General features: G+C 72.2%; 9 protein-coding genes. All 9 read right to left on the bottom strand.

All coding sequences use genetic code 11. From position 1 onward, the window contains the following. Positions 1–515: 515 nt before the first annotated feature. Positions 516–953, bottom strand: a complete 438-nt coding sequence (locus D7X55_RS03140; protein ID WP_121722184.1) for a serine O-acetyltransferase — start codon at positions 951–953, stop codon at positions 516–518. Beyond that, positions 935–2128 (bottom strand): GNAT family N-acetyltransferase, encoded by a 1194-nt coding sequence (locus D7X55_RS03135; RefSeq protein ID WP_199746841.1) that lies wholly within the window; start codon positions 2126–2128, stop codon positions 935–937. Before D7X55_RS03135 ends, D7X55_RS03140 begins: the two co-directional genes overlap by 19 nt. 35 nt (positions 2129–2163) lie before the next feature. After that, complete coding sequence (locus D7X55_RS03130; RefSeq protein ID WP_147470016.1) at positions 2164–6774, bottom strand: hypothetical protein; 4611 nt, start codon at positions 6772–6774, stop codon at positions 2164–2166. Between the two features lie 52 nt (positions 6775–6826). After that, a complete protein-coding gene (locus tag D7X55_RS03125) occupies positions 6827–11914 on the bottom strand; it encodes a hypothetical protein (RefSeq protein ID WP_147470015.1) in 5088 nt (1695 codons plus the stop codon). Positions 11915–11920: 6 nt separating this feature from the next. After that, a complete protein-coding gene (locus tag D7X55_RS03120; RefSeq protein WP_147470014.1) occupies positions 11921–12937 on the bottom strand; it encodes a hypothetical protein in 1017 nt (338 codons plus the stop codon). Positions 12938–12972: 35 nt separating this feature from the next. Beyond that, the gene (locus D7X55_RS43220; protein WP_158626307.1) at positions 12973–15609 is read right to left on the bottom strand and encodes a hypothetical protein; all 2637 of its coding nucleotides are present in this window, start codon (positions 15607–15609) and stop codon (positions 12973–12975) included. Then, positions 15606–18791, bottom strand: coding sequence for a poly-gamma-glutamate biosynthesis protein PgsC/CapC (locus D7X55_RS45465; protein WP_121722180.1), 3186 nt, complete (start codon positions 18789–18791; stop codon positions 15606–15608). The genes D7X55_RS43220 and D7X55_RS45465 overlap by 4 nt, the downstream gene beginning before the upstream one ends. Before the next feature lie 220 nt (positions 18792–19011). Further along, entirely contained in the window at positions 19012–20163 is a 1152-nt protein-coding gene (locus tag D7X55_RS03105; RefSeq protein WP_120547920.1) for a hypothetical protein, read from the bottom strand. Positions 20164–20361: 198 nt separating this feature from the next. Further along, positions 20362–21914 (bottom strand): protease pro-enzyme activation domain-containing protein (locus D7X55_RS03100; RefSeq protein WP_233609523.1); only part of this gene is annotated, 1553 nt, incomplete at its 5' end.

Raw genomic sequence — 21914 nt, 5'->3', positions numbered from 1 at the left:
TTGCCGACGTTATGTGCGGTGAGGGCTGGAGTTGTGTCGATTGGAGCGGGAGACGGGACGCGCAGGGGCGAACAATTGTTGAGACTGCTTGTGTGAAACGCTGCGGGACGAAGTCAGGGGGATGCCCAGAGGGATTCGTGTGCGCGATGCATGACCCTGGACCAAGTGGTATGTATTGTGCAGAGTTGCATCCGCGAGAAACACAATAGGCCGTACTCGTTGGAGGCATGCTCACGGCGTCATTGGAGGGCCCTGCTTCTTCGGCGCGAGCACTGGAGGCTCAGCCACCGTGGTTCTTGGCTTCGGGGCCTTCAGTGCGTTCGTGATGGATTCTTGGCGCCGTCTCGAACGTTTGCGAGCCCTGTCACACGCAGGTTTGGCGCCGTTTCCTGGCTCGGGCAACTTCATCGCTATCAAGTCGAGCTACTCGCCATAAGCTCGAGTGTCTGCGCCGATGCGTCGTGTGCTGGGGGTTTGGCTTCGCACGGACGCATATGCCCAAGGGCGGCTGAACTTCACGTCCCCGTGGGCGGGGCCTTCTGCTTCAGCTCCCGCGCGGGAATGCCCGCCACGGTGGCTCCTGGCACCACGTCCTCCATCACGAGGGCGTTGGCGCCAATCTTCGCTCCGTCTCCAATCACCACCGGGCCCAGCACCTGGGCTCCCACGCCGATGTAGACGTCGCGGCCCACGCGCGGGACTCCGTCGACTCCGGGCAGGGGCTCCAGGCTCACGTTCTGGGAGATGAAGCTGCGCTCTCCAATCTCCACGCCCGGCGCGATGATGACCCCGATGCCTCCGTAGCCCAGCTCCACCGTGGGGTGGAGCACCGCCTTCGTGTCCACGTGGCTGTTGTGGATCCGGTCACCCACCGTGGCCACCACGTTCGCGAGCCTCGGGTGCGCCTGGAGCCGCTTCGCGGCCCGGTAGAACGTCAGCGCCGTCGGACCCATCTGCCCACCATCCTTTTCGCCACTGGAGCCCAGCGGAACTTCGACCGCTGCAACGTCTGCCCCATCCACGTGTCCCGATAGATGAACAGCCAGTGGTGCTGTCGTACCTGGTCCGTCCACTCGCGCTTGTAGGGGGCGTCGTCCCCCAGCAAGTCCAGCTCGCCCACGCCCCTCCCAATGCAGTCCTGGATCAGGCTCTCCGTCAAGAGATGCCCCGGGCTCACCTCCGACAACGTCTCGTCGTAGCCCGGCTTCATCGCCAGATATCGGCCGCCGTACTCCAGCCCGTACTGGAAGGCGATGGGCCGCGAGTCCAGTCGCAGGAAATACAATCCCAGCCAGCCGCGCTCCGCCGCCGTGCGCGCGAGCCCCGTGTAGAAGCCGCGCCGGTGCTCCGCCTGCGCGATGGCCGTGCCCTCCCGCGCTTTCCAGCCGCTCTGTTCCAGGGCGAAGGCCTCCTCCAACCTCGACCCCAGGCCCTCCACTTCGGCCACGCGCTCCACCTCCACGCGGCCCTTCTCCTCCAGGCGCCTGCGCCTCCTGCGCAGCGGCTTCGCGTTGCTGCGGCCCTTCGTCCACGCCTCCACCGTGGAGGGCAGTAGCAAGTACGGCGAGCGCGCGCTCGGCCACGCGCCGCAGGGCATCCCCGCGCCCTTCGCCGCGCTCAGCAGCTCCCACGCCGCGCCGCCTTCCGGCACGTCCGACAGCCGCAGCACGTCCCAGCTGGGGTCGCCCATCAGATGCGATAGGAAGGCCACCGCGGCGCGCCGGGGCTCGTCGGCAATCAGGTCGAAGCGGCACGAGTGCTTGTTCGTCAGCGACGACAACTGCCGCACCGGCACGCCGTACTGGTGGCCCTGCTCCTCCTGGAGCCCCAGCACCGCCACCAGCACGCCCAACGCGTTCCTCGCCGTGAGGATGCGTAAGGCAGCACCGGGCGCGAAGTGCTCGACCCAGCAGCGCACGAACTCGTGCCGGTAGAACACCTGGTCGTCCACGCGCTTCACCAGCGCGTTCCACTCGGCCTCCATGGCATCGAAGGCCGCGAGGCTCCGGACCTCCTCCACGCACAGGGGCTCCACGCGCCCGCGCGACACCGGCTCCACCGCGTTGGGGCGGGGGAGGGTGAGAACGCGGCCCCCGAGCACCGCGTCCGTGATGGGACTCTCCTCCATGAACATCGCTCCTCGGGTTTCTGGCTCGGAGGGACTCAGGACAGCGGCTCGCCGGCGTCATCCGCCGCTTCGGGCCCCAGCATGTCCGGTCCCTGCTTCTTCAAGGGCTCGTCGCGCAGCAGCACGGGCCCCTCCACCTTCGTCAGTGCGTGGGTGTCCATGGGGACGTGGTGCACCTGCACCGGGACCTTGGTGCTGGGGAGCTCCGCCGTCGTCTTGAACACCGCATCCGCGCTCGCGGGCATTGCCGGCGTGGGCGCCTCCACCCCCGGCACCGGCGCCGTCCGCTTCGGCTGCTTCTTGAGGCCGCGGAAGAGCCAGCCGCCCTTCTGGCGCTCGTACAGCTTGCGCGTCTCCACCGCCGCCCGCGCGTGCGACACGCGGCCCGTCTCCAGGTCCTCCAGCAACATCTCGCTCAGCCGGCGGCGCGTCACGCTGTCCAGGTAGTCGAAGACCTTCTCCAGCTTGCGCACCACCACCTGCGTGGTGCCGCCCGCCGCCGTGTGCGTCAGCGCCGAAATCTTCAGCTCGTGCCGCGCCCGCGCGCGCTCCGCCAGCTTGCGCAGCCGGTCCGCTTCATCCGGCGACGCGGCCTTGCTCACCAGCCCCGGCAGCACCGTGCGCGCCAGCCCCGCGTCCACGAAGCCCGAGTCCTCGAACGTCTCCAGCGACTCCAGCGCCCGCCGCCGCGCCTCCACCGACGTGCCCTCCAGCGCCTTCAGCGCCGTCGTCACCCGGTCCAGGGCCATCCAGCGGTACACCCAGTCCAGGCCCGTGCCCTTGATGTTCTGCGCGCCCATGATGCTCACCTGCATCCCGGGAGCCACCGCGCGGGCGCACGCGTCCACCACCTGGTCGCCCGTCGCCTGCGAGTCGGACACCGGCACCAGCTGCTCCAGCATCATCGCCCGGTAGGCGTCGCGGAACTTCGCGTGGAACGCCTTCACGCGTCCCTGCGCGTCCGCCTCACCCCGGGGCAGCAGCGCCTTCAGCCGCGCGTGCACCGCCATGCGCGCCAGCAGGTAGAGCGCGTGCTCGCGCACCTCGTCCTTCGTCGCGGCCGTCAGCACCTCCGGCAGCGGCGAAGGCTGCGCGCGCGACACGGGCGACAGCGCCTCGTCGATGAGCGGGCCCACCTCGCGCTCCAGCGCGCGGCGGACCTTCTCCACGCCCACCTCGTCGTCGCCGCCCTCCAGCGCCTTGCCCACCGCCGTCGTCAGCGCCAGCGTGGCCGTGGCCTGGAGTCCCGCGCCGGCTGCGTACCGCTCCAGCCGGTCCATGAAGGTCGCCATCGTGGGACGCGGCACCTTCAGCTTCGCCAGCTCCTTCGCGAGCCGTGCCTCCGCGCGGGCCTGTCCCTCGGGGCTGGAGACCTCCTCCGCCGCGACGACCTCCGTGCTGAGCAGGTGCCGGTCCAGCGCGTCACGCACGTACTTCTGCAGGCCCTCCAGGTTCGTGCCGATGAGCACGTGCCGGTCCGCGGGCGCGTCCTCCACCATGATGCGCGCGAAGACCTCCGAGCGCGACACGCGGTCCCAGCGGTTGTTGATGACCGTGATGACCGCGCGCTCCGGGTTCGCGTCCGGGTCCACGTCCCCCAGGCCCGTGCGGATCCAGTTGTTCATGAAGCCCGTGCGCTCGTTCGCCGAGTGCCCGTTGATGAACTGGAGCTGCCGCCCGCGCACCTTCGCTGGCGGGAAGACCTTCAACACGCCGATCTCCGGCTGCACGTGCTCGGCCATCAGCGCCAGCGCGTACGGCCGCGACACGCCCAGCTGCTCCGCCAGCGTCGCCACCAGCGCCATGTTGCGCGGGTGCTCGCGGTAGGGGAACAGGGCCAGGAACTCCTCGGGAATCAGCTCCGCCTCCCACCACGCGCTGTGCAAGAGCGTGGTGTCCTTCTCCTTCGCCGCCTGCTTGAAGAGCGGCAGGAAGTGGTCCTCCGTCGTCACCACCCGGCCGCCCCTGGGCATGAAGTTGGTGATGACGGACGCGACGTTGATGCCCGCCGGGCCCTGGATGTCCTCATGGTCCGGGTAGGCGTTGGTCAGCGTGGCGAAGTCGTCCTTCATCCAGTCGTTCTGGAGCAGCTCGACGAAGTTGGGCTGCAGCGCCATGCACTCCCAGAGGAACACTTCCGTGCCCAGGCGCGCGCCCAGCTCCACCATGTCCTTCTGCTCCCAGATGGTGGCCTTGTCGTAGGGGCGGAAGATGAAGAACTCGGACGGCCCGGCGCCCGGGGCGCTGTGCACGAACATCGCCTCGGAGCCCGTCGTCTTCGCGAAGACCTCGAAGCCCATGCCGGAGAAGAGCGCCGCCTTCAGGCGCTCCGTGCCGGACTTGCCGCGCGTGCCCCAGCCGCCGATGACGAGCGGAATCTTCTCCCGGGACTTCCGCACGCTCTGGCGCTTCACGTACGTGTCGCCCAGGAAGATGGAGAAGAGCGCCGCGGTGAAGAGGCCCAGCGCCGCGATGCCGTTGCCTCCCATCCCCAGGAAGTAGCCCTCGTTCTCCATGATGCGCTCGGTGAGGAGCGCCAGGAATCCGCTCTGCAGGCCCAGCACCGCGGGCGTGTGCAGCGTGGACGGGGGCTTCGGCGCGGCCTCCGGCTCGTGGAAGAGCGTGGCCAGCGGCGCGGGGACCTGCTTGTTCTGTCCGTACGGCGTGAAGCGCACCTGGACGCCCAGCTCGCGCTCCACCTGCTCCACGAAGCGGCGGCGCTCGCGGGGCTCTTCACCGCCCAGCGAGTCCAGCCGCAGCGACGCGAGCTTGCGGTAGTCCTTGGACACCTTCAGGCGGTTCGTCAGTCGGCGCAGGCGCGAGGCGGGCGGCACCAGCACCGTCTCGCCGTGGCTGCTGAACAGGTGCACCTTGCCGTCCTTCGACAGCGGAATGTCCAGCAGGTCGTCCACCGTGGGCAGGTGACGGCCCCAGCTGCCCTGGCTCGCGACGTGGACGCGCTCGCCAGGGACCAGCGTCTCCGTGATTTCGTCCAGGTGGCCCGGGTGCGCGCGCAGCGTGCCGGACATGACGCGGCCGGTGGTGTGCAGGAACGCCTGGCGCTTGTTCGGCGCGGGGCGGCCCAGCTCGTGCCACATGCGCCACAGGCGGCGCTCGTGACGGTCGCCGTGCCACAGCGTCAGCGTCTTGTCCGTGCGCTCCGCGTACAGGCCGTGCCCGTCCTGCGACAGGTCCGCGAGGATGGCGCCCAGCCACGCGGGGCCCTCCGGCATCGGCGGCAGGTTCTCCGGCGCGGGTTGCAGCGGGATGCGCGTGCGGCTGCCCGGGCGGAGCTTGGAGACGCGGCCGGCGAGGAACGCCGTCCACGCCTGACGCACCGGATCCTTCACCCGGCGCAGCACCTGCGCGGCGGCCGCGGCGGCCTCCACCACCGGGCCCGAGGCTCCCGGCTGCGTCGCCAGTGATTCCACCGCGTCCAGCAGCGCCGCGTGCGCGGGGCCGAGGCCCGAGGCGCCCAGCGCTTCAGCCAATGCGGCGGCACGTTCACACGACACGCGCAGCACGAGCGGCGCGGTGTCACGGCCGAGCACGTCCACCAGCACCTGGAGGGCAGGGCCCTTCACCTTCGGCGCGGCCAGCGCCGCGTCCACCGCGGCCAGCACGGCGGCGGTGCGCACGCGCGGGCTCGGCTCTGAAAGCGTCTGTCCCGCGACGGCCGGCACCTGCTCCAGGCCGGCCAGACGGCGCAGCAGCGGCTGTCCGTCCGGGCGCTGCGCGATGAGGGCGCACAGGCCCATGCGCACGTACTCGCTGGGGTCGTTGTGCGCGACCTCCGTGAGCAGCGGCATGCGGTGCTCTTCCGACAGCAGCGGCGCGCACTGCTCCAGCACCTGGCGGCGGAAGAGGAAGTCCTTGTCCGAGGGGGCCTTCGCGCGCAGTCGCATGCGCAGCAGGGCCAGGCCTTCGAGCACATCCACGGTGAGCAGCGCGCGCAGGGCCTCCGCCTGGAAGAACGGGCTCACGTCCTCCTGGCCCGCGAGGCTCGTCAGCGTGGGGCCCACTTCAGGCAGCGACGCGGCGACGCCCGGCACCGTCTGCGCGAGCTGCCGGAAGGCCTCCAGCGCGGCGAAGCGGTTCTGCGCCCGGGGCGCGTCCACGGCGCGGTCCAACAGCTGCCTCGCCAGCGGCACGGCGGCGGCCCGCAGCTCCTGCTCGGAGGCCGTGGCCAGCACCCCCGTCAGCGCGCGCAGCGCCGTCTCTTCTTCGATCAGCAGCTTGTGGCGGCGCTTCTCCTGCCGCTCGCGCAGGGCGTCGAAGCCCATCCACCGGTCCAGGGCGCGCAGGTCCTCCTTGCGGTCCTTGCGGTCCTTCACCGTGGCCTTGAGGTGATCCACCAGCACCTGGCGGCGCGCGGCGTCATCCAGCGCCTCGTTGTACTGACGGGTGAACTGGACGATCTCCGTGTGGATGGCCGCCAGCTCCGTCTCCAGGGCCTCCAGCGCCACGCCCAGCCACGGGGCCAGTCCCTCCAGGCCGGCGGGGCGGGGGCAGGTCTCCACCAGCCGCCGGGCCAGGACCTCCACCGAGGCCCCGCGCACGCGACGGTGCAGCGGGGGCAGGGCTTCCAGCAGTTGGGACTCGAGAGATTCGTTCGCCAGGTGCATGTCGCGGCCAGAGCTATTCATTGCTTGAGAAACCTGCCCGGCCCCCCCAGGCGCCCGTTCGGATCACGACAGCTCAGGGCTGCAAACGTCGTTCATCCAGCAGCTCCTCGAATTCCTCCTCGGTGGGCGTGACGTCCTGCAACCCACGTCCACCTGTCCAATCCCACCGCGCTCCGAGTGAAAACATGTTCTGCATCCCGTACGGGCCGGAGAGGAACGCGCGGTCTTCCGCGAAGAGCATCAGGCGGTTGCCGCCCTTGCCCATCCACACGTTCCAATCCAGGCGGCCCGACACGCGGTGGCGCAGGTACGCGGTGGCGCGGTGCTCATCCTGGAAGCGCTGCGAAGCGCCGTAGCCCAGCTCCACGCGCGTGCCCTGGAGCCTGCCGCCCAGGAGCGCCGCCCAGCTGGCGTACGCGCCCGCGTTGTCCACCGTGTAGAGGTTGGCGTTGCTCACGGCGGACATGCCCACCGTGGCCACGTGGTCCTGGAAGGGCTGCCAGCGCAGGGACAGCCGGGGCGACAGGCGCCGCGGGTGGTCCTTGCCGTAGAGCCAGTAGACGTTCTGGTCGTAGCGCGTGGCGTCCACCGCGCTGCCGCCCTGCATGGACTCCAGCGTCAGGCCCAGGCCGGGGATGAGGCCCACGTCCGGGGACAGGCGCAGGTAGCGGTCCGCCGCGATGCGGCCTCTCGCGCTCCAGCGCATGGCGCCGTCGATGGTCTGCGAGAACACGGAGCCCTGCATGGACAGGCGCAGGTCGCCAGGCAGCTGGTTCACGTAGCCCGCCACGGTGCCGCCGAGCACGGCGGTCTGGTTGAGCGGGTAGCGCGCCTCGGGCGTGAAGCGCAGCCACGCGCGGCCCGGGGACAGCTCACGGCGCAGGGAGAGGCGGACCTCCAGGCCCGTCTGGAGCGGGCGGTTGAGCAGCTCGCCTTCCTCCACGTCCTCGCTGCGGTAGCCCATCTCCGCGGACACCATGCCCAGGCCGGTGGTGCGCGCCTCGGGCGGCATGCCGTCCGGCAGGAGCGCCAGGCTGGGCGGCAGCGCGGGCCAGGGCAGCGGCTCCAGGCCCGTGGTGCCCTGGGCCCACGACGGGGCCGCGAGCGCGCTCGGATCCGAGGCGACACCCAGTTGCACCTGCACCAGGGCTTCACCGTTGGGCGACTCCAGGCTCACGCGGTGCGGACCGCGCGAGGGGAGCAGCAGCCACGTCTCGCCCATGCGGCCCAGCGGCTGGGACGCGCCCTGGAGGCCGGGGTCGGCGTCCTCGGGCAGGCCCAGGTGCATGAGCGGACCTTCCTCCGCGCTGGAGCCGCCCGTGCCGTCACCGGAGGGCAGGGGCGTGCTGCGCAGGAGCAGCTCTCGGCCCGCGGACGGGGACAGGGCGGTGGCGCGCACGCGCAGGGCGGTGGGGCCCAGCACGGTCATCACCACCGGCGCGCCGGGGCGGCTGCGCAGGAGGGACAGGGGCTGCGGGGCGGCCATGACGCGGGCGTTGGCGGTGGCCTCCTCGGAGTCCACGAAGCGCACGAGGCCGGTCTGCTGCGTGTCGGCGCGCGCCATCACGACCTCGACCTGGTGGCGGCCGGGGACGTCCAGGCGCGTGCCCAGGATGGCGGTCTCGCCCTCGGCGACCTGGAGCTCGCGCACCACGCGGCCGTCCACGCGGAGCGCGAAGGCGCAGGTGCCGGCGGCGTCCACGCCCGGACGCGGGGTGGTGCCGCAGAGGACCTCCGCGCCCAGGGGCCGGGGCTGCTTCACCACCAGGCTCATGACGCGCGAGGCACCGGCGGGAAGGAGCTTCGCTTCGGACAGCTTCCACGGCGGCGCGAGCAGCGCCTTGCGCACGGCCATGGCGACGTCCTCGTCCTCCGTGCCGGCCTCCGACGTGGCGACGAGCGAACCGGCGGTCTCCTCCGCGTCGCGCAGGCCTTCCCAGCGAGTCCAGCGGCCCGCGACGAAGCGCATGCGGCGCACGTCCGGGTGGTCGGCCCAGGCCTGGAGCTGGCTCGCGAGCGCCGCGCCCAGGGGCGCACCGCCGTCCTTCCAGGCCTGCGGCGAGTCCTGCAGGCGCTCCAGCATGCCCAGGGCTTCCAGGCCCACCTGCGGCAGGCCCGTCTCGCGGTACAGCGCGGCCATGGCCAGCGCACCCGCCGCGTCCTCGCCGGAGGCGGACAGCAACCGGGCGCGCAGGTAGCGGCCCGTAAGGCTCTTGTCGCCCGACAGTGCCGCGAGCGCCGCGTCCGTCTGGCCCGCGCGGACCTGCGCGCTGAGCGCGGCGAGAGACGTGTTACCGGCCGGCACCGTGTTGGCGTTGCGCGCGGAGGCGCTGTTGGCCGCGAGCGTGCTGTTGCCCTGCGTGTCCGCGTTGGCGGCAATCGAGGCGTCCATGTCCAGCGCGGGGAACGCGGGGGACACGAGCGTGGGCTGCGTGATGGCTTGCGTGAAGCGGACCGTGCGCGGGGCTGCCTGCGACAGGCGGTCCATCAGCGCTAGCAGACGCCGCTGCTGCTCCGGCGTCAGCTTCGCCTGCGCGTCCAGCAGCCGGCCCACGTCCGCGCGAGCGAAACCGTCCTCCTGCAGCGAGGACAGCAGTTCGGCGCGCGCGAGGCGCGGTTCAATCTCTCCAGGCTGCGCGCGCAGCGTGCGGGAGAACGCCTGAAGCGTCTCGTACGCCGTGCCCGCCTGCGGCTGTTGCGGCGGGGCAGGGGACTCCTCGGACGTGGCCACCTCTGCACGGCGCACCGCCAGTGAGACGGCGAGCTGCGCCTTCGGATCCTCAGGCTCGAACCAGACCTCGCGCGCCTGCGCGGGCAGCGTCACCACCGCGGACACCGGCGCGGACGACGTGCCCTTCGCACCCTCCAGCGCGACGTGACGCTGGCTGGCTGCGCCCGGCATCAACACCAGTCGACGCGGATGGCCCACGTCGGTGTTCATGCGCACCACGAGGGGCTTGCCCGCCTCCGCGTTCAGCGGACGGAACTGCACGCGCACCGGCGAGGGCAGCTTCGCGTCCGGCACCCGGAAACGCACCGCCTTCTTGTCCACCTTCACCGGCCACTGCGAGCGCACGTAGCCCACTTCGCCCGGCGTCCCTTGCGCCTGCGCGGGCGCGAGCGACAAGAACGCGCGCGTGCCCTCCGCGCCCTCCAGCTTCAGGGCGTGCTCACCCGGAGGCAGGGCAATCTCCACCGGCTCCACCGCCGACAGCGGCAGCAGCGGGAACGCGTTGCTGCCCACGCGCAGCACCGGGTTCGCCTTCGCGCCCGGCGGCATCATCACGTAGGCGCGCAGCAGCGTCGGCGCCTCGGCGAGCCCCTTGGCCTGCACGCGCGTGGTGCCTCCCACGGCGAGCGGCCACAGCGCGCTGCCCGTCATCGACGCGTCGGCCTCCATGCCCTGGAGGTCCAGCCACTGCGAGGACTTCACCTCGGTTCCATCTTCACGAGGCGCGGGCGTCACCTGCGACCAGCGGCTCGCGCGCCACCACGCGGCGCGATAGCTCCGGCGGATGTCCTCCGACAGCGGCTCCGCGCGCCACGCCAGCTCCAGCGCGGCCAGCTCGCGGCTGCGCAGTGGGTCGCCCAGCGGCAGGCGGGCCACCAGCTCCGACGCCTCGGCGGTGAGGAAGCCCGCGTCCGGCAGCGCGGGCGCGGTGCCCAGGAGCGCGTGCGCGACGTCCGGCTTGTTTCCATCCAGGAGCTTCTTCGCGGTGAGCAGCCGCAGGTGCCACGCGAGCGGCGACGCATCCGCGCCCTTCAGCGACTCCACCGCCACGTCCGTGTCGCCATCCGCCAGGGCCGCCATCGCGGTCAGCAGCGGCGACAGGCCTTCCGTCTTGATGCGGCCGTACGTCCCGCGCGCCAGGTCCGGCATCAACGCCACCAGCCGCTGACGCAGCAGGGAAGGCCGGGCGGCGGGGTCCTGCTTCACCACCTCCCACGCCTTCTCCGCCAGCTCCGTCCAGTGCGTCTGGTGCGACAGCGCCTCGGACAGCGTGGGCCGGCGCGTGGCGACGCGCGCACGCAGCATGGGCGCGGGGCCCTTCCAGCTCACGCGGTAGTTGTGCTTGCCCGGAGGCAGCGCCACGCGCATCTCCTCCACGATGCCCACGCGCTCCCCCGACGCGAGCATCCGCGCGGTGCGCCCATCCGGCAGCGCGGCACCTTCAGGCGCCTCCGCCCACGCGGGCTGCGGCGTCAGCTGCGCGTGCGCGAGCACCCCGCCCACGCCGTACACCTCCACCGACGGCGCCTCGGCGGGCGCGCCGTTGCCCATCACCGTGCGCGCCTCCAGCGAGAAGACGCCCGGGCCTTCCAGCTCCAGCGCCCAGACCGAGCCCTTCACCTCCGGGCGGACCCAGGGCGCGTCCATTCCCTCCAGCACCACCTCCGTGCCGGTGGGACGCGGGCGCTCCACGCGCACCGCCTGGCCGTAGAGCGGCGACACCAGCGCCCACTCGCGCAGCGCCGCGGCCTTGCGCCAGTCGCGCACCGCGGTGCGGAAGGCCGAGGTCGCGGGCTCGTCCTTCACGAGCTCCGCCTCCAGCGCCGCGTCCACGTCCAGGCGCGCGCGCGTGGCCGCGTCGAACGCCAGCGCCGGGCGCGGACCCTTGCCGTCCACCCACTTGAGGAGCGCGTCCCGCATCCGCTCCTCGGTGCGAGCCGTGGACGTGTGCGTGGGGCGCTCCACCACGATGCGGGCGTTCTTCGTCGCCGTGACCCACCAGATGCTGCCGGCGCCCATGGGCTCCGCCAGGTACCAGCGGCCCGGACGCTCCGGCACGCCCTCTTCCTCCACGCGCAGCTCGGGCGCGTCGTCGCCGTCCGACAGCGGCACGCGGGTGAAGCGCAGCGCTCCGGCCGGGCCGGTGACGCGCACCACGTCCAGCGGGCCCAGCCACACGGCCGCGCCCTTCTGGGACGTCACATCGATGGCGCCCGTCACCTGCGGCACGCCGGACGGCACATAGGGGGCGTGGCCCCGGAGGTCCTCGAGCGCCACCGGACCGCGGACGGCGCGAGGCTGCCAGGTCATGCCCTCCTCGCTGCGGGCGATGACGGACGGCTGCGAGACGGCGGGCTGCGCGATGACGGGCAGCGCCGCGAGCGCTCCCACGAGCAGGGTGTAACGGGCGCGGCGTCGAACAGGAAACATCGGCGCTCAGTCCTCCAAGGGTGCGAACAGAATCTGGGCCAGCCGGTCCAGGCGCGCCGGGCTCGCCAGCGCTTTGCGCGTACGGGATGACATTTCCAGGTGCAGGAAGCGGGCGAGCGGGTAGGCCTGGAGCAGCCGGGCCTGCGCGTTCTGTGTTCCACCGAGCACCTGCACCCCGTCCGGGAACAGCTTCACTCCGGGACCCATCACGTCCTCCAGGGGTGAAGACACCTTCCGGGCCCACATTCCGGGCTTGCGCGAGCCGTCGCTCACCACCGCCGCCAGCGTCTCCGTGCGGCCCTTCTGGACCTTGGACTCGCCGAAGCCATGCAGCTGCACCACGCGCAAGGCGGGCAGCTGGCGCGCGGCCAGGTCCGTCACGGTCTGGAAGAGGTGCTCCGGGTTGTGCGCGACGTCGGCCGGGTGCTCCGGGGCCTCGGGCGTCTCACCGGGCGTGCCCTTGTAGCGGTGCGCGGTGGCGGTCATGAACAGGCGCGGCGCGTGGCCCTCCGGCGGGCAGGAGAAGAGGCTGGCGCCGATGTCCTCCGTGCCGATGTCGAAGTACGGGTGCGGCACCTGCACCACGTCGTGGGAAGCCTCCCCCGTGCGGATCACATACGCGCCCGCGCCGTGGTAGCCGTCCGGCCGTTCACGCAGGACCCAGAAGGTGTCGCGAGGCGTGGTCCACGTCTCCAGGAAGAAGCCCACGGACGCGGCCACGTTCGTCAGCTCCGGCGGCACGTCCTTCTGCTTCGGCGCGGCGGCGAGCAGCGCGGGCAAGAGCTTCGAGAACGCGGCCCGCTCCTCCAGCGTGGTGGGGTGGAACGTCACGGCGTCCACGCGGGGCCACAGCCCGGAGAAGCGCGCGTCCACGCGGCACCCGGAATGCTCGGGCACGTTCACGGATGGATCCTCCTGGGGCACGCGCTCCTGCCTCGGTGACGGCCTTGGCGCCGCCTTCGCGGCCGCCTGGGCGTGGGCGCTCACGGAGGCGCCCAGCACGGACACGACTCCCGCTGCCACCAGCGGGCGCCACGACCCGGTCCTCCCGAGGAACCTCACAACATGTCCTCGTCCGGCTGCCAGCCACCCCGGTTCCACATGCGCGGCGCGGTGTTCTCCACCGCCTGGCCGAACATGAAGAACCGCGCCCACATGGGGCCCGTGCCCAGCGCCTGGATGCGCACGGTGTGCACGCCCGGCGCGATGTCCTCGCCCAGCGTCACCGGCACGGTGCGCGCGTACCACTTCACGCCCGGGCGGCCCACCGGCATGGCCGGGTCGCGCTCGGAAGGAGGCAGCACCACCGTGCGCTCGGCGCGCGTGACGTGCGGCACCAGCACGCTGGCGCGGCGCACGGGGTTGCCTCCATCCACCGTCACGGACAGCTGGGGCTCCGTCGCGCCCTCCGCCACCGGCGTGTAGACGACCACGTTGAGGGTGACGGCGCCCGGACCCGTCTTGCGCACCGGCACGCGCAGGCCGCCCTGGCCCACCGGATACACCGTGCGCGAGCGCAGGCCGCTGCCCGCCGCCGGAGGCCGGTTGAGCAGCGCCGTCAGCCCCGGCGCCGAGGAGCGCAGCAGCACCTCATGCTCCCCCGGCGGCAGCGGCGGCAACAGCTCCCGAGCCCGCGTGGAGCGCACGGTGAAGCGGTGCAGCGGCTCGCCATCGAGCAGCACCTCCACCTCGTTGCCCAGCGCCGCCGCGTCCTTCAGCGACAGGCGCACCTCCGGACGGGTGGGCGTGCGCGCGTCGAAGCGGGCCCGCACCGCGCGGCCCGGCTCCAGCACCGTGGACAGCGCCTTCACCATGTCCACCGTGTCCGCCTGCGCGGACTCCAGCACCTCCACCACCGCGGGCGAGCCATGGGGACGCACCACCACCGCGTCCCCCGTCGGCGGAAGCGACTCCTCCACCGGACCCACGGGCTCCAGGCGCACCTGGCTCAGCAGCTCCAGCCGGGCGCCCCCCTGCAGCAGCGCGCTCAGGTTCGCAGGACGCATGGGGTGCCACGCGCGCGAATCCACGGGCGCGTTGCGCCAGCGCACGCCGGTCAGCGCGTCGCTCGTGTACGGCGCGGACGCCACGATGGGCTGGCCGCTCGACAGGAAGCTGTAGAGCTGCACGATGGTCGCGCGCGGCGCCTCCACGCGCAGCTTGCGCGCGCCCATGGGCAGGAACACCCGGGCGCTCGCCGGACCCGACACCCACGCCGGCAGATCCGTGACTTCTCCGGAGCCGGCCGAACCCGCGTCGTCCGCCGCCTTCGCCACGGTCGTGCAGGGCAGGGCGCCGCCCGGCAGCGGCACCAGCGCCGCGCTCTCGAACGGCGCGGGCTCCGGCGTCGCGTCCAGCGCGGCCTGACCCAGCGGCTGGCCCTGCGCGTCCAGCACCGTGAGGCTCAGGTGCAGCGGCTCACGCGAGGGCGCGCGGTCCAGCGAGCGCGCGTCGATGCGCACCAGCCGCCCCACCGCGTCCATGCGCGGATCGATGTCCAGCTCCAGCACCGGGCACGCCGGGCCGGTGGCGAACGCCTCCGTGCGGCGCAGGTCCGGCAGGAAGGCCACGCGGCCCTCCGACGCGACGCCCGGCTGGGGGCGCGACTCGGCGGGCAGGAGCCACGACTCGAACGGGCCCTCCACCGTGTAGCGCAGGTCCTCCTGGCCGTCGTTGCGCACCATCACCGTGTGCACGCCCGCGGGCAGCTCCAGCGGATGCGACATGGGAGACCCCGCCACGGGGCCCGGCAGTTCCATGGTGTGCGCCGTGCCGTCCGCGGACAGCGTCTGCACCGTCACGGGGCCGTGCGGCTGCGCCTTCGCGTCCGTCGCGTCGCTCCACAGCCACAGCACCGGCTTCGCGGGCCCGGTGACGTTGAGGGCCACGGCGCGGCCCGCGCCCAGGCGCTCCTGCACGGACTCGGTGGCCTCCACCAGCGGCAGCCGGTAGGTGGTGCGGTACACGGGTTCAATCTGGTAGTCGGTGCCCGCCTCGCCCTCCGCGTTCAGGCGCTCCCAGTGCTCCTCCGCCAGCCAGCGGCGCGTGTCGGGGGAGAGCTTCTCGAAGGGCTCGAAGGTGGCGCGGCCAGCGCGCACCTCCGCGCGGGCCTGGGCCAGCTTCTGCGACGCGAGCAGCGGCAGCGTGCGGTGCGCGCGGACGTAGACGCGCGCCAGCAGCGTGTCGCTGGGGCTCGCGGGCCGCAGGTACAGCACGGCGTAGTCCGGCCGCTCCTTGGGCAGGCGCAGCACGAACTCGCGCTCGTCCGTCACCTGCTGAGCCGCGTGCGTGGTGAAGGCGCTCTCCTCCAGGAACGTGCCGTCCTCCTGCGGCTGGCCCTTGCTCTGGCGCGTGCGCGTGAAGATGGAGCGCTCCAGGAGGACGCCGTCCGGACCGCGCAGGATGGCCTTGAGGCCGTACTGGTACTGCTTCTCCGGCGCGTAGGGCGTGCCGTCCGGAAGCAGCTCGTGCGTGACGATGAGCAGCTCCTCCGCTTCCGCGGGGACGCGCACGCGCATCTCCCGGCCCGGCTCCAGGCGGTAGAAGATGAGGCGCTCGGCGTTGACGAACTTCGCGTCGCGCCGCGCGGTGGGCGTGTCGGTGTTGCCCAGCACGGCGAAGCTGGCGCCCCAGATGAGGGCCAGGCCCACCATCAGGCCAAGGAGCGCCACGAGGGCGCGGCTGCGGGTCTTCATCGACGGGCCTCTTCGCGGGAGACTTCCCCGGTCAACACCACCGGACGGCGGTGCCGCAGCGCCAGGTCCACCGTGCTCGCGAGCTGCGCGTCACCCGCGGTCAGCTCCGCGCGCTTCGCCGGCGACGGGTGCTGCTGAAGGAAATAGACGGCGCGCAGCACCTGCTTGCCCTGCCGTGCTTCCACCAGGAGGAAGGGCAGGCCGTATTCGGCGCTGAAGCCGGACTTCACCACTCGCGTCACGTTGCCCACGCGCTTCGTCTGCGCCAGCGCGCGCAGGTCATGCACGTTCTGCTGCGCCACGTAGCGCTCCGCGCTGGCGGTCAGCTCCGCGAAGTGCTCCTTCAGCGCGCTGGACACCGGCTGCGTCGGCGCCACCAGCCGGTCCGCCAGCAACGCGCGCTCGGGAGACTCGCGCGGCTCCTCGGGCAAGAGGCCCGTGATGGCCAGCTCCTCCGCCACCAGCCGGGGGCCCACGAAGGCGCCGCGCAGCGGCTCGGACAGCCACAGCGTGGCCAGCCGCGCACCGCCAAACGTGCGGGAGAAGACCTGCTGCGGGCTCGCGTCGTTGAGGCCCGTCAGCTCCGGAGAGCCGTCGTGGTAGCGCACGCGCTGCCCCAGCCAGCCCAGCGGGCCCTCCCGCGACAACAGCTTCTCCAGGTCCGCCGGACGCTGCGCCGGGGTGAGCACCGGGCTGCCCACGTCCACCAGCACGTCCGCTTCCACGGAGGGCCGGCCGGAGAAGCCGCGCAGGTGCAGCACCCAGCCCTGCTCCTTCGGCAGCGCGCGGTGCACCGCCTGGTGGAACGCCTGGAAGCTCGTGCGCAGCTCACCGAAGGTGGCAGGGTGGGGCAGGTCTCCGGACGCGGTGGCGAACACCAGCGCGGTGGAGCGCGACTCGTGCCACAGCTCCGCGGCCACCGGCAGCGTGCCCGCCTCACGGGCCGGAGACGGCACCTCCAGCGCCAGCGGCGAGCCGCCCGGACGCACCAGCAGCCCCGCGCCCAGCCGGCCCGGCGTGCCTTCCGCGTCCGTCACCCACCAGCAACCGTTCGCGCCCGCGCACTCCGTCACCGGGTGCACGCGCAGGCCCAGCAGCGCCGCCATGGCGCCCGCCCAGCGCGGACGCAGCGCCAGCGGCACGTCCGCCATCCCGCCGCCCAGCAGCGGCGACGCCACCTGCTGCTCCAGCACCAGCAGCTCCGCGTCCGAAGGCCGCACCGCCGGCACGCGCGCCACCTCCGGCGTCACCATCAGCGTCCCCAGCGCCTCGCGCTCCGTCATCGGCGCGGCCAGCGGCTGCGCGTGCTCCAGCACCAGCGAGGCCAGGTCCGCGGCGCCCGCGCGCAGCACGCTCACGCGCGCCTCGCCCCAGGTGTCACCGGGCTCCGGCGGCGGCTCGGCCGTCACCTTCGCGCCCGGCCACAGCAGGTCCAGGCCCTGCGGCGCCTTGCCGTCCGGCGTGTGCAGCACCACCTGGCCCGGCTTGAGTGAAGGATCCACGCGCAGCTGCACGCGCTCCCGTGACGACAGCGCGTCGTGCGCCTGGCGCAGCGGCGTCTCCGACTGCGACAGCGCGTCACCCAGCACCAGGCCCGCGCGGTGGGAATCCACGCCGCTGACGATGACGGCGCGGCAGTGCACGCGCTCGCACAGGAGCGCGGCGGCCTCGGCGCTCGGCGCCTCCGTCAGGGGACGCGGCACCTCCAGCACAGGGCCCTGCGCGCCGGGCACGAGCAGCGACGTGTCCCAGCCCGCCTTGCCAACGCCCTCCACGCGCTCCACCAGCGCATAGCGCGCGGGCGCGCCGTCCTGCTTCGGCAGCTCGCGCAGCTCCAGCCCCAGCGCCACCGCCTGCGTCTTCAGCGCGGTGAAGCCCTCCGCGCGGCCCGACTCCAGCCACGCGTCCAGCCCGTTCCACAGCCCGTTGTACGCGCGCAGGTCGCCGTGCTTCAGCCGCAGGGACTGGCCGCCCACGTCGCTTTCGCGCGCCGTGGCGCGGCCCATCACCATCAGACCCAGCGGAGACTGGTCCAGGCCCAGGCCGGGCACGTGCTCGCGCGGCGCCTCCGCGGTGAGCGCGGTGGCCGGACGCGGTTCGATGAGCGACAGCCCGAAGCCCGCGAGGCTGCCAATGAGGAAGCCCGCCAGCGACGTGTGCAGCGTGGGCAGCAGCACGCGCGCAATCACCTGCTTCTGCAGCATCTTCACCGCCAGCAGCGTGGGCACCAGGTAGCCGAAGCCGAAGAGGTCCGTGACCTTGAGGCCGGGGATGCGGCCGCCCATGGCCCAGCCGATGCCCCACTTCACGAGGAAGCCCAGACAGAAGACGAGCACCGTCTTGCGCGGGCCCTCCAGGTTGAGCGTGCGAAGCCCCGGCACGGACAGCACCGCCTTCGCGGCCACCACCAGGAGCAGCACCTCCGCCAGGGTGGCCACGAGCTTCAGGGGCTCCAGCCACGTGAGCGCCAGCAGCGCGGGCACGAGGATGCCGTTGAAGTCCCAGCCGTACTTGAGGTTGAAGCGCGCGGCGAGGAACGCCGTCGTCAGCAGGATGATGTAGGCCTTGGGGCTGGACAGGAAGTCCTGCGCCACGTCCTCGTACATCAGCTCCAGGCTGGAGAAGGACAGGTTGGTGCCGGGCAGCAGCACGAAGCGGAGGATGACGTACGTCAGCGCCACCGGCACGAACACCTGCCAGAGGCCCCGGCGCAGCTTCAGCTTCCAGAAGGCGTTCGCGGTGAGCGGCACCAGCACCAGGCCGATGCTGTGCAGGCTGCGGTCGACGATGAAGGACGTCCCCCACCGCTCGTCCATCCAGTGCCCCAGCACGGGCAAGAGCCACGTCTCGCTGACCGCGCGCACCACCACGCTGGCGAGCACCACGGCGAAGAAGCGATCCCGGCCGAAGAACTCACTCCAGGCGCCCGTGCGGGACAGTCCACTGGAGAACGCCAGCGCCAGGCCGTAGGTGAGCAGCGACTCGGCGACGACGGTGCAGCCCGCCTCGGGGTGGATGACGAACACCGAGGCCAGGTAGCCGGGGACGACAAGGCCCACGAAGACCCACCCCAGCGTCTCCGTCAGGAGCGCCAGGATGAGCACGCCCACGAGCACCGCCACCAGAATGGAGGTGTCGAGGGAGTAGGCCGGAAAGAGTGTCAGGGTCGAAAGGAGCGCCATGGTGGCCGCTCGAATCTAGGGAGGCTCCCGGACCCGACCAGGGTTGCCTCTCTCGCCTGCCGAGAAGCGTCCGCTGTCCAACCGAAAATTCGAGCCTCCAGTGTCACTGAATGCCCGGCCGCGGACAGTGGACCTGGACCCTGGGACGGATCAGCCCGCCTGCTTCACATGAGGCGAAGCAGGTTGGCACGGCAGGTGAGGACGTCGTCCACGCGACACTTCACGGGCAGTCTTGCGCGGCCACCGCCTGGCAGCCCAGGCCGGAGCCGGCGAGCGTGCAGGGCACGGTGTCCGCGAGCGCCTGCATGACGGCCCTGGACGACGCGCCGGTGCCGCGCAGCGTGGCGGACTGCTCCAGGTGGATGAAGCGGTCCGTGGCGGCGGGGGCCTCCGAGTAGCAGGCGTCCGCGGCGCCGTTGTCGATGCGGCCCTGCACGTTGCTGGTGCCGCACAGCGTCCGGTGCTTGCCCGAGTCCTCCGCCGAGTTGCAGGAGAAGGCCTTCTTCGTGCCGGCCAGATGGGTGTTGAGCGCGTCGCGCAGGCGGTTGGAGAGCGCCTCCGGGCGCGGCGTCCCGGTGCCGTCGCTCACCACGGCGGCCTCGGGGCCGTCACCCGCGTCCATGCCGTGGATGCTGGCGGCGATGGCGTCCGGGTACGTGTCGCGCAGCGCGCGGTGCGCGGCGGTGAAGAAGTTGTTGCCGTAGTGCGCGGTGTCGGAGATGCGCAGGCCCTTCGTGCCGCACACGCTGGTGGATCCGCTGCACGGGCTGGCCGTGGTGACGGCGCAGCGGTTGCTGCCGGTAATCAGCAGCGCGCGCGCGCCCAGCGTCACCAGCTGCGAGGCCGTCTGACGCAGCGTGCCCTCATCAGAGTCAGCGTGAGGCGCCTCCAGCCACAGGTTGCGCGCGGGGAACAGGTTGATGATGAACGTGCCGCCGCCGCGCGGCAGCAGGCCCTGCTCGCGCACCACCAGCCACCCGCCGCCCGAGTCATTGCGGAAGGTGGACACGCCGTAGCCCAGCTTCGCCAGGTCCTGCACCACCTGCGGGTTGGGCCCTTCAGTGAGCAGCGTGCGGAACGCGCCTTCGAACGCCGCGAGCTCCGTGCCGCCCGGCTCCTTGAAGCCGCCGCTGTTGGGCGGGGTGATGGGGGCCGTCAGCAGCCACGTCGCCAGGTTGCCCGTCAGGCTGGTCAGCGAGGTGAGGGGCGCGCACACGCTCGCGGAGGGAGCAGGCGCGCTGACGACCGGCGGCTCGGCCGCGGGCGTCTCCGTGTCTGGCGCCTGCGTCACCTCTTCCACGACAGGCGTGGTGGGAGAGGTGGGCGCCTGCGAGACGGTCCCCGGAGAGGACGTGGAGGGAGACTCCGCCACGGCGGTGCTCGTTCCGGCGCCAGCATTGCTGCAAGCGGCTGCGACGAGCAGGAGGCAGGAAAGGGATGCGCGCAGGGAGGACGAGGACATGGTCCTGTCCCGAACAGCATGCCCTGCGCATGCATTCGCATCCCGTCAACTCGGGATGACAACCGGAGCGGCGCCCGCACGCCCGTCCGCTCTATGTCGCCTGCCCGCTCAAGGCAGGGTCCGCAAGAGGCCCTCCGCGTCGGGTGCGCCCCAGCCGGTGGGGATGTCCCAGCCCGGTCCGGCTTCGTACTGCTTGTCGGTGACCCCCTGGGTGACGTCGCGGAACGTCTTCTGGACGTTCGGCAGCGTGTAGAGCTGCGAGTTGAGCCAGCCCACCGGCGGCTTCGCCACCTCCGAGCGCGCGCCGTTCACCACCGCCATGAGCCCCGCGAAGATGGGCGAAGCGAACGACGTGCCGGTGTTGGGCGTGGTGACGCCCAGCCACGTGTACCAGTAGCCCGTGTCCGCGTTGAGCGCGACGTCCACCACCGCGCGCTTGGCGGGCATGGGGACCAGGCCCTTCTGCCACTCCGGCGTGGCGAAGGTGCGGGTGATGCCGGAGCCCGAGTAGTACCAGGCCGTCTCACCCGTCACCGTCATGCCGTTCATCTTCAGCTGCGTGCCGCCCACGGCGGTGACGTAGGGGCTGTTGCCCGGGACGTCCACGCCCGCGGAGTCACCGCTCGCGGCGGCGACGGTGATGCCCAGCGCGGCGGCCATGGCGCTCGCGTGGCTGTAGGCCTCGTGCACCGCGCGCGGCTCGGAGTCCTCGCGGTGGGCGAAGGACGTGGTGATGACGCTCACCTCGCCCCGGCCAATGGCCTCGTTGTACGTGTAGAGCATGGACGTGTTGCGCGCGTCCGGGCCCATGTAGACCAGCACCTCCGCCTTGGGCGCCATCGCCGCGGCCCACTCCACGTCCAGCGTGCCCTCGCGGTAGCGCGTGACGGGCGGCTCCATGGTCTGGATGATTTTGGGGTCCTCGCGCTCGATGCCCCACATCTTCCAGAAGGCGCGCACGTCCTTCCAACGGAAGCTGGCGCCAATCACCACGCCCAGCTTCGTGCCCTGGCCCCGGTGGCCCTGCTCATAGAGCGAGTCCACGTTGTACGCGCGCGCCACCTGCTGCGGCGTGAGGCCCCGGCTGACGGGGTTGGGCGGCTCCGTGGACGGCTGGCCGAACTCGCCGGGCAGCGTGCCCGTCTCCGCCGGCAGGTCCAGGGCCACGACGGCGTGGATGCGCTGCTGCACGAACGCGGGCGCCTTGACGCCCTCCGTGAGGCCGTAGACGTCGTGCGGATCATTGCCGCCCTGGGGCGACTTGCGCTCCAGGACGATGAGCTTCACGCCGAACGCCTTGTTGAACTGGCCCACCGTCCCCACGAACTGCACCAGCAGGCGGTTGGTGGCGACGAAGTTCACCTGCATGCCCTCGGACTTCAGCCAGTCCGTGACAATCTTGACGTCCTTCTCCAGCGGGGCGTGCTTCGCCATCCACTCGGCCTGCGTCATGTACTGACGGAAGCGCTGGCTGTCCGGCTTGTAGATGTCCGCGATGCGCTGCTCGAGCCCGGCCTCGTCGCGAAGCGGGAACGACACGAGCCCGCGGATGAGGTCCGTCTCCGGCGCCTCGCCCTTGTCCGTGTAGACGCCTGGCAGAGGCCCTGGGACGCCGTCCGTCGTCGGGACGGGCGTCGGATCCAACACCTCCGCCTCCGGGT

Source organism: Corallococcus sp. AB049A, assembly GCF_003668885.1.
GTDB classification, from domain to species: Bacteria; Myxococcota; Myxococcia; order Myxococcales; family Myxococcaceae; genus Corallococcus; species Corallococcus interemptor.
The sequence above is the reverse complement of the archived record's forward strand: the minus strand, read 5'-3'. Positions and strand labels throughout refer to the sequence as shown.

Bases quoted from the DNA above. Each gene is read 5' to 3' on its own strand.
- D7X55_RS03140 (WP_121722184.1), bottom strand. From the start codon at position 953: ATGGGTCCGACGGCGCTGACGTTCTACCGGGCCGCGAAGCGGCTCCAG.
- D7X55_RS03135 (WP_199746841.1), bottom strand. From the start codon at position 2,128: ATGGAGGAGAGTCCCATCACGGACGCGGTGCTCGGGGGCCGCGTTCTC.
- D7X55_RS03130 (WP_147470016.1), bottom strand. From the start codon at position 6,774: ATGAATAGCTCTGGCCGCGACATGCACCTGGCGAACGAATCTCTCGAG.
- D7X55_RS03125 (WP_147470015.1), bottom strand. From the start codon at position 11,914: ATGTTTCCTGTTCGACGCCGCGCCCGTTACACCCTGCTCGTGGGAGCG.
- D7X55_RS43220 (WP_158626307.1), bottom strand. From the start codon at position 15,609: ATGAAGACCCGCAGCCGCGCCCTCGTGGCGCTCCTTGGCCTGATGGTG.
- D7X55_RS45465 (WP_121722180.1), bottom strand. From the start codon at position 18,791: ATGGCGCTCCTTTCGACCCTGACACTCTTTCCGGCCTACTCCCTCGAC.